The following is a 15,156-nucleotide window of genomic DNA, read 5'->3' as shown; positions in this document are numbered from 1 at the left end:
TATTTTGAAACTCTCCGTTGTCATTCTAAATTATAATGTTCGCTACTTTCTCGAGCTGTGCTTGCAGAGTGTAGAGGCTTCTTTAGAGAATATTCCTTCAGAAATTATTGTCATAGACAATGATTCCAAGGATGGTAGTTGCACGATGGTGAAAGAAAAATTTCCTTCTGTGGTTTTAATTGAAAACAACTCCAATATAGGGTTTTCAAAAGCCAATAATCAAGCCGTTCAAGTCGCAAAAGGCGAGTATGTCTGCATTCTAAATCCAGATACGGTCGTTGCAGAAGACACCTTTGAATCCATTCTTGATTTTGCAGAGAAACAAACAAATTTAGGGGTCATAGGCTGTCGATTGATTGATGGTTCTGGGAAATACCTTCCAGAAAGCAAACGAAATATTCCGCTTGTTGATATTGCAATTAAAAAAGTCTTAGGAAATTCTCAACACTACTATGCCAATCATATTATGGAGTATGAAACTGCAAGAGTAGAGGTTTTAGTTGGTGCTTTTATGGTATTGAAGCGTTCACTATATAACTCCTTAGAGGGCTTTGATGAAGATTATTTCATGTACGGAGAAGACATTGATTTTTCTTTTAAATCACTTAAAAAAGGGTATGATAACTATTATTATGGCGGCACTACAGTGATCCATTATAAGGGAGAAAGTACACGAAGGAATGCCATTTATTTCAAACGTTTTTATGGCGCCATGCAGATATTTTACAAAAAACATTTTAAATCCAATGTGCTATTTGATTTAGGCGTCTTTTTTGGAATTAAACTATTTACCCTCATTAAGCCATTTAAACAGCATCAACCAGAAATCAAGTTTAAGCCTGTTTTAGTTTCAACGAATTCCAACGCTCAATTAGTTGAAAAATTAAACCCAAAAATCATCTCTTCAGTTGATGAAATTGATTCCAACTTTGAAATAATTTTGGATGCCTCGAGTTTATCCTTTAAGTCGATTATTGACCAGATGCAGGCTTCTAATACAAAACAGTCTATTTTTAAAATTCAACCCAAAAATTGCAACTATATTCTTGGGAGTAATTCGGCTGATAGTGTAGGAGACGTAATACAATTCTAATATTTCTTAATAATTCCATCTATTTTAGTTAATTTTGTAGCCTATATTAATTTACCTATTCGCATAAAACTATGGCAAAATTTGAACTTAAATTACCCAAAATGGGTGAGAGTGTAGCCGAAGCCACGCTAACCGCATGGCTCAAAGACGTTGGAGAAAAGATCGAAGCCGACGAAGCAGTGTTAGAAATTGCAACGGATAAGGTGGACAGTGAAGTGCCGAGTGAAGTTGAAGGAATTTTAATTCAAAAACTATTTGAAGTGGATGCCATTGTCGAAGTAGGACAAACCATCGCCATTATAGAAACAGAAACTGATGCTCCTGTAAGTGCAGCTCCAACTCCAGAAACTGTAGTGGATACTGAACCCGAAGCGGTGGTGCAATTAGAGTCCTCTATTGCAAAGGTTCAAGAAACGGTAAGCCCAATTAGTTCTAATGATGCACGTTTTTATTCGCCATTAGTAAAAAATATAGCTAAAAAAGAAGGGGTCTCTCAATCTGAATTAGACGCCATTAAAGGTTCTGGTAAAGAAGGCAGAGTCACCAAAAATGACATCCTATCTTACTTAACAAATAAATCACAAGCTGCTCCAGTTGAAGTAAAAGCACCAAGCGTGTCCATCGCACCGAGCGTATCATCCACGCCGAGCCCCTCTACAGCAAGCCCTGTAGTAAGTCGCGGAGAAGATGAAATTATTGAAATGTCTCGCATGGGGAAATTGGTGTCTAAACACATGACTGATTCCATTCAGACCTCGGCACATGTGCAGTCTTTTATCGAAGTAGATGTCACTAAAATATGGAACTGGAGACTGGGAATTAAAGATACTTTTAAAGCGCGAGAAGGGCAAAATATTACATTTACACCTATATTTTTGGAAGCTGTTGCGCATGCGCTAACCGTACATCCAATGCTCAATATTTCTGTTCAAGATGCTAAAATAATTAAACGAAAAAACATTAATATCGGAATGGCTGCGGCCTTGGAAGACGGCAACTTAATTGTTCCTGTCATTAAAAATGCAGATCAATTAAACCTTATTGGAATGACCAAGCGTGTGAATGATCTAGCACTGCGCGCACGTACCAATCAGCTCAAACCAGATGATATTCAAGATGGAACCTATACAGTAACCAATGTTGGTGGGTTTGGAAGTATCATGGGAACACCCATTATCAACCAACCGCAAGTTGGTATTCTTGCACTTGGTGCCATTCGAAAAGTACCTGCCGTAATTGAAACCAGCGAAGGCGATTTTATCGGAATTAGACAACGTATGTTTTTGTCACATTCTTATGATCACAGAGTTGTGAACGGAGCTTTAGGCGGTCAATTCTTGAAAACAGTTAAAGAGTACCTAGAAGCTTGGGACGAAAATAGAACACTATAATTATGCAATTAAACCTAAATAAACCCATCTGTTTCTTTGATTTAGAAACAACAGGAGTCAGTATTACCAAAGATCGAATTGTAGAGATTTCGATCTTAAAAGTAAATCCAAATGGTACTGAGGAAAAGAAAACCTGGCTCGTAAATCCAGAAATGCAAATTCCTGATGTAGTCATAGCGGTGCATGGCATCACTAACGAAAAGGTGGCTAATGAACCTACATTTAATGAACTTGCAAAAGAAATTAATACATGGATTAAAGATTCTGATTTAGGAGGCTTTAACTCCAACCGTTTTGATATTCCCTTATTAGCAGAAGAAATGCTAAGAGCAGGCATCGACTTTGACATGAAAAACCGACAGTCGGTAGATGTGCAAACTATTTTTCATAAAATGGAACAACGCACCCTGACAGCTGCATTTAAGTTTTATTGCGATCGAAGTCTCGAAGGTGCACACAGTGCAGAAGCCGACACCATGGCGACTTATGAGGTTTTAAAAGCGCAGTTAGACCGCTATGAGGATTTAGAAAATGACACAAGCTTTTTAGCAGACTTTAGTTCTCGCAAAAAACTTGCGGATTTTGCTGGTTTTATTGCCTATGATAAGGAAGGCGATGAGTGTTTCTCTTTCGGAAAACACAACGGCAAAAAAGTCACTGAAATTCTTGAAAAAGAACCGGGTTATTTTGGATGGTTGCTTTCAGCAGATTTTCCACTTTACACCAAAAAGGTGTTAACAGCGATTAAGTTGCGTGCATTCAACAATAAACTGCAATAGATGAAGCTCATTTGTATTGGGCGTAATTATGCGCAACACATCTCAGAACTCAAAAATGAAAAGCCCACAGAACCGGTCATCTTTTTGAAACCTGATACCGCTATCCTTTTAAAAAAACAACCCTTTTTTATTCCAGACTTCTCTGATGAGGTACACCATGAAGTGGAGGTATTGGTAAAAATCAATCGGGTAGGGAAGCACATTGATTCAAAATTTGCTCATAAATACTACGAGCAAATTGGTTTAGGAATTGATTTTACAGCACGTGACCTTCAGCAAAAACTCAAAGAACAAGGCTTGCCTTGGGAAAAAGCAAAAGCCTTTGACGGAGCGGCAGTTGTTGGGAAATGGGTGTCTAAATCAAACTTCGATAATTTGAACGACCTTCCGTTTAGCCTTCATAAAAACGATGAAATTGTACAGTCTGCCACAACCAGTGATATGTTGTGGAATATTGACGAGATCATTGCGTATGTATCTCAGTTTTTTACTTTAAAGATTGGGGACATTATTTTTACAGGCACTCCTTCAGGAGTCAGTCGTGTACAACCCAATGATTCTTTAAAGGGTTTTATTGGGGATGAAGAATTCTTTTCAATTAAAGTTAAATAAAAAATGAAAGCAGAAATAATTACAATTGGCGATGAAATTCTAATTGGTCAAATAGTGGATACCAATTCTGCATTTATAGCGAAAGAATTAAATAACATTGGTGTCTCGGTCTATCAAATCACTTCCGTTCAAGATGATAAAACGCACATTTTAAAAGCATTTGAAGCTGCTGAAGCCAATGTTGATATTGTTATTATTACGGGGGGACTTGGCCCAACAAAAGATGACATCACCAAAACAACCTTGGCGCAGTACTTTGAAGACACTTTAGTGTATGACGAAGCTGTAATGAATAATATAAAATACTTATGGAAGCATTTTGTAAAACAACCCTTGCTTCAAGTTAATATCGATCAATCACTCGTGCTTTCCAAAGCGACGGCCTTAATGAACAAATCGGGGAGTGCCCCCGGTATGTGGATTGAAAAAAACAATACAATATTCATATCCTTACCAGGGGTGCCTTACGAGATGAAAGGCCTAATGAATGATGAGGTTTTGCCACGAATCTCAGAAAAATTCGAACGCCCTTATATCTTACACAAAACACTGTTAACCTATGGGCTAGGGGAGAGCGTCATTGCCGAACGGATTAAGGATTGGGAAACAGCCTTGCCAGAATCTATAAAACTTGCGTACTTACCAAATTTAGGTAGAGTTCGATTGCGACTGTCTTCAACAGGGTTTGATAAAACAGCGATTACAGAAGGCGTTGATGCACAAATTGAAGCCTTATTGCCATTGATTCATGACATCTTTGTGGGGTTTGAAGAACAATCCTCAATAGAGCAAATTATCGGAAATCAATTGGTGAAACTAGGAAAAACCCTTTCGGTTGCCGAAAGTTGTACGGGTGGTAAAATAGCAGAAAACATCACGGCTTATGACGGAGCGTCTGCTTACTTTAAAGGAGGCATTGTCGCCTATGCAACGGAAACGAAAATAGAGGTTTTAAAAGTAGATCCTAAATTGATTGCCAAACACTCTGTGGTCAGTGCTGAAGTCGCAGAAGCGATGGCTCAAAATGTAAAAAGCGTATTTAATTCGGACTATGGGATTGCAACCACAGGAAATGCAGGACCGTCTAAAGGAGATTCGGAAGCAGAAATAGGAACTGTTTGTATTGCAATCGCGACGCCAGAGGGTGTGTTTTCACAGAAGTTTAACTTTGGAAAACAACGACTTAGGGTCGTTCAAAAAGCGGTCACTATGGCCTTTACTTTGTTTCAAAAAGAAATTTTTAAAAAATGACAAAATAAAGTTTGCGTACTTCTAAAGAATTCGTATTTTTGCACCTCGTTTTGAAACAACAGAACAATTAAAGTTAAGAAAAAATGTCAAGAATTTGTGAACTTACAGGTAAAAAAGCAATGTTTGGAAATAACGTTTCTCATGCCTTGAATAGAACTAGACGTAGATTTAATGTGAATTTAATCAAAAAGCGTTTTTACATTCCAGAAGAAGATAACTGGGTAACATTAAAGGTTTCTACTGCAGCCTTGAAAACTATCAATAAAATTGGTATTTACGCAGCAATCAAAGGAGCAAAGTCTAAAGGTTTTTTAAAATAAACCACCGTTAAAAGCACTGTAAAATGGCAAAAAGAGGAAATAGAGTTCAAGTAATATTAGAGTGCACTGAGCACAAAGAGTCTGGAAAACCAGGAACTTCTAGATATATTACAACTAAGAACAAGAAGAATACACCGGATCGTATGGAGATTAAGAAATTTAATCCCATCCTTAAAAAAATGACGGTTCATAAAGAAATTAAATAATTAGAGATTTTACATAAGTAAAATTTCAAATGTAACACATTTGAATCATGGCAAAGAAATCAGTAGCATCATTACAAACAGGATCAAAACGTCTAACGAAAGCGATCAAAATGGTTAAGTCAGAAAAATCTGGAGCTTACATATTTGTAGAATCAATCATGGCACCTGAAAAAGTAAATGAGTTCTTAAGTAAGAAATAAACATATTTCGACAATATCCTATTTAAAGCTGCTTTATCACAAAGCGGCTTTTATTTTTTAGTTTCCTCACATTTAATGCTATTTTTGTAAATAGATAAATAGTTGACTTATGAGTTTTTTTAAAAACATATTTTCTTCCGATAAAAAAGCCACGCTTGATAAGGGTTTAGAGAAATCTAAAACCACTTTCTTTGATAAGCTAAGCAAAGTCGTTGTAGGGAAATCTAAAGTTGATGCAGATGTATTAGATGACTTAGAAGAAGTTCTTGTCACTAGTGACGTGGGGGTGAATACCACTTTAAAAATCATTGAACGTATTGAAGCCCGCGTTTCCAAAGACAAATATGTCGGTACCGAAGCTTTAAACCTTATTCTGCGAGAAGAAATCGGAGGATTATTATCAGAAACAAATTCTGGTGAAGAAACCGAATTTTCAGTTCCACAAACACAGAAGCCATACGTTATTATGGTAGTTGGAGTGAATGGAGCTGGTAAAACGACAACTATAGGTAAACTTGCCTATCAGCTTAAAAAACAAGGCTTAAATGTCGTCTTAGGTGCTGCCGATACTTTTAGAGCTGCTGCCATCGATCAGTTACAAGTTTGGGCCGATCGTGTGGGCGTTCCAATTATAAAACAATCCATGGGGAGCGATCCTGCATCTGTAGCGTTTGACACCTTACAAAGTGCAGTAACTTCCAATGCCGATGTTGTTATTATTGATACCGCAGGTCGCTTACATAATAAAGTTAATTTGATGAACGAATTAACCAAAGTGAAACGCGTCATGCAAAAAGTCGTGGACCATTCACCACATGAAGTCTTGTTGGTGCTTGATGGTTCTACGGGACAAAACGCATTTGAACAAGCCAAACAATTTACTGCTGCTACAGAAGTAACAGCCTTAGCGATTACCAAATTAGACGGAACCGCCAAAGGAGGCGTTGTCATCGGAATTAGCGACGAGTTTCAAATTCCTGTCAGATATATTGGCGTTGGAGAAGGTTTAGAAGACCTTCAAGTTTTTAATAAATTTGAATTTGTAGATTCTTTTTTCAAATAAATCACAGTACTTAATATTCCTTCATGAGAACCAAAACACTTAAAAAAAATAAAATTAATGTCATCACTTTAGGATGTAGTAAAAACGTCTATGATAGTGAAGTGTTAATGGGCCAACTCAAAGCCAGCGGAAAAGAGGTAGTCCATGAAGAAGAAGGTAATATTGTGGTGATTAATACCTGTGGGTTCATCAAAAACGCAAAAGAAGAAAGTGTCAACACCATCTTAGATTACATGCAGAAAAAAGAAGATGGCGAAGTTGATAAAGTCTTTGTGACGGGTTGTTTAAGTGAACGTTACAAACCAGATTTACAAAAAGAAATTCCCAATGTCGATCAGTATTTTGGAACGACCGAATTACCACAATTACTCAAAGCATTAGGAGCCGATTATAAACACGAATTGATAGGTGAACGTCTCACAACGACGCCAAAAAATTACGCCTATTTAAAAATTGCAGAAGGCTGCGACCGTCCTTGTAGTTTTTGTGCCATCCCCTTGATGCGTGGAAAACACAAATCGACACCCATTGAAAATTTAGTCATAGAAGCTGAGAAATTAGCAGCCAACGGCGTTAAAGAATTGGTGTTGATTGCACAAGATTTGACGTACTACGGATTAGATATCTATAAAAAACGAAACCTTGCCGAGCTTTTAGAAGCGTTAGTAAAGGTTGATGGTATCGAATGGATTCGTTTGCATTATGCATTTCCAACAGGATTCCCGATGGATGTATTGGATGTGATGAAACGCGAACCAAAAATTTGTAATTATATTGATATTCCATTACAGCATATTTCAGATAAAATTCTGAAAAGCATGCGTCGTGGAACCACCCAAGTAAAAACAACCAAGCTCCTTAAAGACTTTAGAGTAGCAGTTCCAGAAATGACCATCAGAACCACTTTGATTGTTGGTTATCCAGGCGAAACAGAGGAAGATTACCAAACCCTAAAAGCGTGGGTAGAAGCCATGCGTTTTGAGCGTTTAGGCTGTTTTACCTATTCACATGAAGAAAACACACACGCATTTAATTTAGAGGACGATGTGCCAGAAGAGGTAAAAATGGCACGTGCCAACGAAATCATGGAAATTCAATCTCAAATCTCATGGGAATTGAACCAAGCCAAAATAGGAGAGACTTTCAAGGTTGTGATTGATCGTAAAGAAGGCGAATACTTTGTAGGACGCACGGAATTTGATTCTCCCGACGTGGATAATGAAGTACTCATTAATGCTTCTAAAACCTACCTTAAAACGGGTGAGTTTGCAACGGTTAAGGTCACGGAAGCTGCTGATTTTGATCTGTATGCAGAAGTGGTATAAGGCCTGAAGCCCTGTGCACTCAAATTACTATTTTTTTAATTCCATCAAGCATTCATTTGTTATAACATCCCTATTATACATAAGGCAATTGCTGCCTGATGTCATTTCGATATTATAAAAGTTCTGTTTTTTTATTATATTTATTTTTTATAAATTTATAATAATAAGGTCAATTCGGGTATGGACTCCTGAACCTTAGGTCAAATTCCCCAAATTTGTCACAGATCATGGCTAAAAAATATTTAAACAAATACCGTATCGAATCCATCCGACTGAAAGGATATGATTATTCATCAGAAGGGGCATATTTCATCACCATTGTCACCAAAAACCGTGAACATTTTTTTGGTGAAATTGTGGACGGTAAAATGATTTTTAATGGGATTGGGGATAATGCCCAAAAATATTGGGACGAAATTCCACAACATTTTTCATTTATTCGATTGGACGAAATGGTGGTCATGCCAAATCATATTCATGGGATATTATGGATTGATAAATTGGGCGGTATCGGTTGCGACGTTGCATGCAACCTCGCAACGGGGAATACGAAAAACAAAAAAATGATGGAAATATCACCAAAACGAGGATCCATTTCAACGGTCATCCGATCGTATAAATCGGTTGTGACGAACAAATCCCGCCAAATAAATCCAAATTTCGCATGGCAACCCCGATTTCATGATCACATTATTCGTAATGAAAAATCATTGCATAATATCCGTAGATACATTCGTAACAACCCTGTAATATGGCAACGGGATCGAAATAAAGAGGATGTATTGTAATCGTATGTTAGATGTGCCAACTACAAAAGAAATAAAGTATCTTTACGTCCATTAAGTAAATGCTATGCCAACAGACTGTATTTCTTTTCGAGACACTGCCTTTGTATCCAAGCTCATCTGCGATTATGTAGAAAACCGCCCGGAACTACAATCCCTGTATAAGCGGTTTCCAACTTTAGAAAATTTTAAAGCCCAATTAGAAGCAAAGAAATCTGAATTCAATTCTGAGAAACGAAGCGTTTTAGTAACAGCATTGTCAAAACAATACACTCGAATTAAGCCGTCTGAATTGACCACTCAAGCGATTCAGTCTTTGACAAATGAAAACACCTTTACTATCACCACGGGACATCAATTAAACCTGTTGGGTGGGCCGCTATATTTTTTGTATAAAATTATATCGACGATTAATTTAGCGAAAGAATTAAAAAATAAATACCCTAAAAATAAGTTTGTACCTGTCTTTTGGATGGCTACAGAAGATCATGATTTTGAGGAAATTAATCATTTCAATTTTCAAAATAAACGGTTCCAATGGACTCAAAAAACATCGGGGGCTGTAGGTGCTTTATCCACCTCAGAACTTTCGGAATTTATTGAAGTATTTTCCAGTGTATTAGGCAATTCGAGTCAGGCATTGGCGCTTAAAGCCTTAGTTAAAAAAGCATATTTAGGCCATTCAAATTTAGCATCTGCCACGCGTTATTTTGTGCATGCGCTTTTTGGGTCTGAGGGCTTGGTGATTATCGATGGAAATGATGCTGCTTTAAAGCAGTTATTTATTCCACAAATCACTTCTGAACTTACAAATCAACAGGTGTTTACAACCGTTTCTAAGACCAATCAACAGTTAACAAAAATTGATGCGGCTTATAAAATTCAGGTCAACCCTCGAGAATTGAACTTGTTTTATCTCAAAGATAACCTTCGCGAACGTATCGTTAAAAAGGAGGGGCTGTACTCGGTTTTAAATACAAATATTGAATGGAATTTGGCAGGAGTTTTGGAAGAAGTAAATTCACATCCTGAACGCTTTTCTCCGAATGTCATCATGCGCCCTTTGTATCAAGAAACAATTTTGCCGAACCTCTGTTATATTGGTGGGGGAGGTGAATTGGCATACTGGCTTCAGCTTAAATCGTATTTTGAATCGGAACACATCCAATTTCCAATCCTATTACACCGAAATTCGGTGCTTTTAATCAGCGAAAAACAACATCAAAAATTAGATAAACTAAAGGTTTCTGTTTCCGATTTATTTCAAGATAAACAAGCGTTAATTCAATCTCAAATCAAAAAAATAGTGACATTGCCTATTGATTTTTCATCTCAAAAGGAGCATTTAAAACAACAGTTTAAACACTTATATACACTTGCTGATCAAACGGATAAATCCTTTAAAGGAGCGGTGTCTGCACAAGAGAAAAAACAAATTAAAGGTTTGGAAGCGCTAGAAAAACGTCTTTTAAAAGCTGAAAAGAAAGTCCATAAAGATTATATTGAACGCCTAGAAGCCATTCATCTAGAATTATTCCCGAATGGAGGTTTGCAAGAACGTATTACTAACTTTTCAGAGTTTTATTTAGAGCATGGAGGTGCGTTTATAGAACACCTAAAATCAGAGCTTGTACCCTTAAATCAAAAATTTCATGTTTTGACCCTTTAAAAGTTTCAAAATTTAGGGCTCAATTTATTTATAAATATTACTTTTGACCATGCAACACGATAAGGTATTAATTCTCGACTTTGGATCTCAATATACACAACTTATAGCTCGCCGTGTTCGGGAGCTAAATATATATTGTGAGATTCATCCATACAATAAAATTCCAACCAATTTAGACGAATTCAAAGCCGTTGTGCTTTCAGGTAGTCCTCAGTCTGTCAGAGGCGACGCTGCTTTGCACCCGGACTTATCAGGTATTCGTGGACATAAACCCATGTTAGCGGTTTGTTATGGCGCCCAATATTTAGCTCATTTTTCGGGCGGTGTTGTAGCGCCGTCAAACACAAGAGAATATGGCCGAGCCAATTTGTCTTTTGTAAAAGAGAATGAAGTCTTTTTTGAAGGAGTAAATGCAGGCAGTCAAGTTTGGATGAGCCACAGTGATACGATCAAAGAATTGCCAACCAACGGCGTCTTGCTTGCCAGTACCCACGATGTGGAAAATGCAGCTTATAAAATTGAAGGAGAAGCGACTTATGCCATTCAATTTCACCCTGAAGTGTATCACTCTACGGATGGGAAAACACTCTTACAAAACTTTTTAGTTAATATCGCTGGTCTTCAACAAGATTGGACTCCAGATTCGTTTGTGGATGAAACCGTCGCAGATTTAAAAGCTAAAATTCAAGATGATAAAGTAGTTCTTGGATTGTCTGGCGGGGTAGATTCAACCGTTGCAGCGATTTTATTACACAAAGCGATTGGTAAAAATCTCTACTGTATTTTTGTAAATAACGGTTTGTTACGAAAAGACGAGTTTTCAAGTGTTTTAACACAATATGAAGGCATGGGGCTAAATGTCAAAGGCGTTGATGCTTCGGCACGCTTTTTGGATGCCCTTGAAGGACTTGAAGATCCAGAACTGAAACGTAAAGCCATTGGACGTGTATTTATTGAAGTCTTTGATGACGAGGCCCACATGATACAAGACGTAAAATGGTTAGCACAAGGCACCATCTATCCAGATGTCATTGAAAGTGTGTCTGCAACCGGAGGTCCAAGTGCCACCATAAAAAGCCACCATAATGTTGGGGGGTTACCTGATTATATGAAGTTAAATATTGTAGAACCCTTAAGGGCTTTGTTTAAAGATGAAGTGAGACGTGTAGGTGCTTCGATGGGTATTGACCCAAAATTATTAGGGCGTCACCCATTTCCAGGACCTGGATTGGCCATTCGAATTTTAGGAGATATCACTGCCGAAAAAGTTCGTATTTTACAAGAAGTTGATGCTATTTTCATCAATGGTTTAAGAGAATGGGATTTATATGATAAAGTTTGGCAGGCTGGCGCAATGCTCCTCCCTGTGAATAGTGTAGGGGTGATGGGTGATGAGCGTACTTATGAAAAATGTGTTGCTTTGAGAGCTGTTGAAAGCACGGATGGAATGACCGCCGATTGGGTGAATTTACCTTATGAATTTCTACAGAAAACCTCAAATGACATCATTAATAAAGTGAAAGGTGTGAACAGAGTGGTGTATGATATCAGTTCAAAACCACCTGCAACCATTGAATGGGAGTAACCATTAAATTAGTTTAAAGGAAATTAGTAATTTTATAGTATGAAAAAGTTTTTAATCGTTTTAGGAATCTTCGCTTTTAGTTGTTTTGGTTATGCTCAAAATTTAAAAACTCACAGTGTACAAGTTGGAGAATCTGTTGAGAGTATTGCCAAATTTTATAAGATTACTCCAGCAGATATTTATGCCTTAAACCCAGATGCACAATCTAATTTTTCTGTGAATACGGTTTTAATCATTCCAGAGTCATTTGTTCCTAAATCAACTTCTATTGAAGTTGTAAAAGAGTTGGTTTCTTATAAGGTACATAAGGTAAGACGTAAAGAAACCTTGTTTGGGATTGCTCAAAAATTTGAGGTGACGCAAGAGGATATAAAAGAACATAACAAACAGTTATATTCTAAGAGTTTAAGAAGGGGAGATAAAATTTATATTCCTCAATTTAAAATGATAACAAGTCAGGTTTCTACTCAGATAATCCAAAAATATACTGTTTTGCCAAAGGAAGGGAAATGGCGCATCGCTTATAAATTTGGAATTTCTGTTCCAGATCTAGAGGCACTCAATCCAACCATGGGGCCTTATCTTAATGAAGGTCAACAGTTGAACGTTCCAAATATTTTGGATTCAGATGAAAAAGTGATTGAAGAGGATGAATATGGTTATTATACTGTAAAGGCAAAAGAAGGGTTTTATAGACTCGAAAAAAAGTTAGGATTAACAAAAGAACAATTGGAAACCCTTAACCCCGAATTGATTGAACAAGGGTTGAAATTAGGAATGGTGTTAAAGACCCCTAAGATGAGTATTCAAAATATTGCAACAGAGTCGTTTCCTGTGATTAATTTAGCAAATAGTTTAGTTAATTTTTCTCCTAAAAGGATCGCTCTTTTATTACCGTTTAAAACAAAAAGTATCGATTTTGATTCTCTTAATCTAGCTAAGAGCCAACTTAAAAGAGATGGGTATATTAATATTTCTACAGACTTTTATGCGGGTGTAGTCATGGCGATTGATTCTGCCAAACGTCTTGGGATTTCCACAAAACTGGATGTATTTGATACCAATGCAGAAACGCTTGATTTGAAAACGGTATTACTACAAACAAATTTTTCTGAGTATGATGCTATTCTAGGACCTATTACAACTCGAAATTTAGAGTTGACAGCTAAATATGTTCAAATAGATAGTGTGGCTGTGGTCTCACCTTTTGTGAAAACTAAAAACGTTTTCCCAAATCTGTTTCAAACCATTCCAGATGAAAAATGGATGCGGACTAAAATAGTCAATTATGCAAAATCCGATACCATACCGCATCAAACATTGATTATATATGACGCCAAAAATTTAGCAACTGCAAACTATTTAAAAGCAGCATTTCCAGAAGCCTCTTTGCTGACTTCCAAACAGGATAAAGAGGGTGGTGAGCAGTTTTTTTTAATGTTAGAAGATGTTCAGGCAGCACTTTTGGAGGGGCGTACACTTGTTTTTCTGGAATCTAATAACGAAGGGTTTGTATCAAATGTGACCAGTATGTTAAACGCAATGAATGGCACAACTATTTTAAAGGATGAAGACGATAATGAAACGGAGGTAGAACGCGATATATTTTTGATGACCACCTCTAAAAACAGAGCTTTTGAAGGGGCAAACATTTCTAATTATGATTTGTCTAATTTACATTTTCAGTACCCATCCGTGAATTTTGAATCGCGATTTTCAGAAGCATTTGAAAAACGGTATATACAGCAGTTTGGAACGTTCCCTAATAAATATGCCATAAGAGGCTTTGATGTAGCTATGGACATTCTGTTGCGTCTTTCTAAATTCGGAACCTTATATACTCAGACTTCTAATTTTCAAACCGCTTACTTAGAAAATAAATTTCAATACTTCCTTCAACCTTACGGAGGCTATAAAAATGAAGCTGGGTATATTCTCAAATATGAAGATTTACATATTGTAAAGGTTCAAGATTAAAACCCAATCAATGCTTCTAGGTGTTTAATTTGAGCCTTTGAGTTTTTATTTTCGGGATCTATTTCCAAAACCTTTTCATACATCTTAAGAGCCATTACGTGCTCGCCACTAAGCGCCAAAGCTTCTCCAAAACTATCATAAACATTGGGGTTGTATTTAAATAAATAAGTATTGAGTTTAAAACAGATTAAGGCTTCTTCAGAGCGGTTGTTTCGTAAGAGTACATAGCCCAAAGTGTTTAATTCTCTACTGTTACGCGTCTTATCCCTAAGTATTTTATAATGAGCATTAAAATTTTCTTTTATCGATTCAATTGACTCTGAGTCAAATACCTTAAATAAATAATTAGCGCCTTCATAGTTAGGTGCAGAAGGAAACCCAAGTGCTATTTGTACAACATCAGTTACCAAATCATTTTTGGGAGATTCCACAATACGTGCATATTCGACATTGTCTTTTTTGAAAATAAATACAGGCACACGGTGAATTTGCTTGCCTTTCTCTTCTCCATTTGGGGATGTTTTATAACGTTCATCGTCATTATAAAGACCAATCAATCGCAGCTGACTTCTTTTAAGTCCGAGCTCGTCCCATAACTTGACAAATTGCGGCACCCATTTTTTGCTGTCTCCACACCAGGTTCCTAGATAGATATCTACCGTAGTTTTTTTAAGTTTAGATTTTAATCGCAGTCGTTTTTCTGGGAGTTTTAATTCATTATAATATTTATTGAACCAGATGTTGTAAACGTCATCGTGTTCTAAATAGTCCAAAGGAAACTCTCCACAAATATGGGTGTCTCCTTGAGCGTTTTTGTAGAAATTAATTTCTTGGGAATAGGAATTAGTGTAAGAAAAAAAAGTACACAGTACCAAAAGAAGAGCAGTTTTCATAAGAGTT

General features: G+C 36.9%; 15 protein-coding genes. 14 read left to right on the top strand and 1 reads right to left on the bottom strand.

Features of this window, described 5'->3' with window-relative positions; translation table 11 throughout:
- Nucleotides 1-4: 4 nt before the first annotated feature.
- The 14 genes from FORMB_RS01810 to FORMB_RS01745 all read left to right on the top strand — a co-directional run bounded on the left by FORMB_RS01810 (nt 5) and on the right by FORMB_RS01745 (nt 14,256).
- On the top strand, nt 5-1,093 hold the full coding sequence (locus FORMB_RS01810; protein WP_069675828.1) for a glycosyltransferase family 2 protein: 1,089 nt from the start codon (nt 5-7) through the stop codon (nt 1,091-1,093).
- A 71-nt stretch (nt 1,094-1,164) separates the two neighbouring features.
- Entirely contained in the window at nt 1,165-2,484 is a 1,320-nt protein-coding gene (locus tag FORMB_RS01805) for a dihydrolipoamide acetyltransferase family protein (RefSeq protein ID WP_069675827.1), read from the top strand.
- Between the two features lie 2 nt (nt 2,485-2,486).
- Nucleotides 2,487-3,263, top strand: a complete 777-nt coding sequence (locus tag FORMB_RS01800) for a 3'-5' exonuclease (RefSeq protein ID WP_069675826.1) — start codon at nt 2,487-2,489, stop codon at nt 3,261-3,263.
- Entirely contained in the window at nt 3,264-3,875 is a 612-nt protein-coding gene (locus tag FORMB_RS01795) for a fumarylacetoacetate hydrolase family protein (RefSeq protein WP_069675825.1), read from the top strand.
- A gap of 3 nt (nt 3,876-3,878) precedes the next feature.
- Complete coding sequence (locus FORMB_RS01790; RefSeq protein ID WP_069675824.1) at nt 3,879-5,126, top strand: competence/damage-inducible protein A; 1,248 nt, start codon at nt 3,879-3,881, stop codon at nt 5,124-5,126.
- Nucleotides 5,127-5,209: 83 nt separating this feature from the next.
- Nucleotides 5,210-5,446: a 50S ribosomal protein L28 gene (gene rpmB, locus FORMB_RS01785; RefSeq protein WP_069675823.1), complete on the top strand. Its 237-nt coding sequence runs from the start codon at nt 5,210-5,212 to the stop codon at nt 5,444-5,446.
- A gap of 23 nt (nt 5,447-5,469) precedes the next feature.
- Complete coding sequence (gene rpmG / locus FORMB_RS01780) at nt 5,470-5,652, top strand: 50S ribosomal protein L33 (RefSeq protein WP_044399393.1); 183 nt, start codon at nt 5,470-5,472, stop codon at nt 5,650-5,652.
- Nucleotides 5,653-5,699: 47 nt separating this feature from the next.
- A complete protein-coding gene (locus tag FORMB_RS01775) occupies nt 5,700-5,852 on the top strand; it encodes a DUF4295 domain-containing protein (protein ID WP_069675822.1) in 153 nt (50 codons plus the stop codon).
- A gap of 109 nt (nt 5,853-5,961) precedes the next feature.
- The gene (gene ftsY / locus FORMB_RS01770) at nt 5,962-6,915 is read left to right on the top strand and encodes a signal recognition particle-docking protein FtsY (protein ID WP_069675821.1); all 954 of its coding nucleotides are present in this window, start codon (nt 5,962-5,964) and stop codon (nt 6,913-6,915) included.
- A gap of 23 nt (nt 6,916-6,938) precedes the next feature.
- Nucleotides 6,939-8,240: a 30S ribosomal protein S12 methylthiotransferase RimO gene (rimO, locus tag FORMB_RS01765; protein WP_069675820.1), complete on the top strand. Its 1,302-nt coding sequence runs from the start codon at nt 6,939-6,941 to the stop codon at nt 8,238-8,240.
- 227 nt (nt 8,241-8,467) lie between these two features.
- Nucleotides 8,468-9,028, top strand: coding sequence for a transposase (locus FORMB_RS01760; RefSeq protein ID WP_069675819.1), 561 nt, complete (start codon nt 8,468-8,470; stop codon nt 9,026-9,028).
- A 64-nt stretch (nt 9,029-9,092) separates the two neighbouring features.
- On the top strand, nt 9,093-10,694 hold the full coding sequence (bshC, locus tag FORMB_RS01755; protein WP_069675818.1) for a bacillithiol biosynthesis cysteine-adding enzyme BshC: 1,602 nt from the start codon (nt 9,093-9,095) through the stop codon (nt 10,692-10,694).
- 49 nt (nt 10,695-10,743) lie between these two features.
- Nucleotides 10,744-12,279: a glutamine-hydrolyzing GMP synthase gene (gene guaA / locus FORMB_RS01750; RefSeq protein WP_069675817.1), complete on the top strand. Its 1,536-nt coding sequence runs from the start codon at nt 10,744-10,746 to the stop codon at nt 12,277-12,279.
- Between the two features lie 39 nt (nt 12,280-12,318).
- Complete coding sequence (locus FORMB_RS01745) at nt 12,319-14,256, top strand: LysM peptidoglycan-binding domain-containing protein (RefSeq protein WP_069675816.1); 1,938 nt, start codon at nt 12,319-12,321, stop codon at nt 14,254-14,256.
- On the opposite strand, the gene FORMB_RS01740 is transcribed toward FORMB_RS01745, so the two are convergent.
- Entirely contained in the window at nt 14,253-15,149 is an 897-nt protein-coding gene (locus FORMB_RS01740; protein ID WP_069675815.1) for a tetratricopeptide repeat protein, read from the bottom strand. The genes FORMB_RS01745 and FORMB_RS01740 overlap by 4 nt on opposite strands.
- Between the last annotated feature and the right edge of the window lie 7 nt (nt 15,150-15,156).

It is taken from the genome of Formosa sp. Hel1_33_131 (genome assembly GCF_001735745.1).
Lineage (GTDB): Bacteria > Bacteroidota > Bacteroidia > Flavobacteriales > Flavobacteriaceae > Hel1-33-131.
The sequence above is the reverse complement of the archived record's forward strand: the minus strand, read 5'-3'. Positions and strand labels throughout refer to the sequence as shown.

Bases quoted from the DNA above. Each gene is read 5' to 3' on its own strand.
- FORMB_RS01805 (WP_069675827.1), top strand. From the start codon at position 1,165: ATGGCAAAATTTGAACTTAAATTACCCAAAATGGGTGAGAGTGTAGCC.
- FORMB_RS01800 (WP_069675826.1), top strand. From the start codon at position 2,487: ATGCAATTAAACCTAAATAAACCCATCTGTTTCTTTGATTTAGAAACA.
- FORMB_RS01795 (WP_069675825.1), top strand. From the start codon at position 3,264: ATGAAGCTCATTTGTATTGGGCGTAATTATGCGCAACACATCTCAGAA.
- FORMB_RS01790 (WP_069675824.1), top strand. From the start codon at position 3,879: ATGAAAGCAGAAATAATTACAATTGGCGATGAAATTCTAATTGGTCAA.
- rpmB (WP_069675823.1), top strand. From the start codon at position 5,210: ATGTCAAGAATTTGTGAACTTACAGGTAAAAAAGCAATGTTTGGAAAT.
- rpmG (WP_044399393.1), top strand. From the start codon at position 5,470: ATGGCAAAAAGAGGAAATAGAGTTCAAGTAATATTAGAGTGCACTGAG.
- FORMB_RS01775 (WP_069675822.1), top strand. From the start codon at position 5,700: ATGGCAAAGAAATCAGTAGCATCATTACAAACAGGATCAAAACGTCTA.
- ftsY (WP_069675821.1), top strand. From the start codon at position 5,962: ATGAGTTTTTTTAAAAACATATTTTCTTCCGATAAAAAAGCCACGCTT.
- rimO (WP_069675820.1), top strand. From the start codon at position 6,939: ATGAGAACCAAAACACTTAAAAAAAATAAAATTAATGTCATCACTTTA.
- FORMB_RS01760 (WP_069675819.1), top strand. From the start codon at position 8,468: ATGGCTAAAAAATATTTAAACAAATACCGTATCGAATCCATCCGACTG.
- bshC (WP_069675818.1), top strand. From the start codon at position 9,093: ATGCCAACAGACTGTATTTCTTTTCGAGACACTGCCTTTGTATCCAAG.
- guaA (WP_069675817.1), top strand. From the start codon at position 10,744: ATGCAACACGATAAGGTATTAATTCTCGACTTTGGATCTCAATATACA.
- FORMB_RS01745 (WP_069675816.1), top strand. From the start codon at position 12,319: ATGAAAAAGTTTTTAATCGTTTTAGGAATCTTCGCTTTTAGTTGTTTT.
- FORMB_RS01740 (WP_069675815.1), bottom strand. From the start codon at position 15,149: ATGAAAACTGCTCTTCTTTTGGTACTGTGTACTTTTTTTTCTTACACT.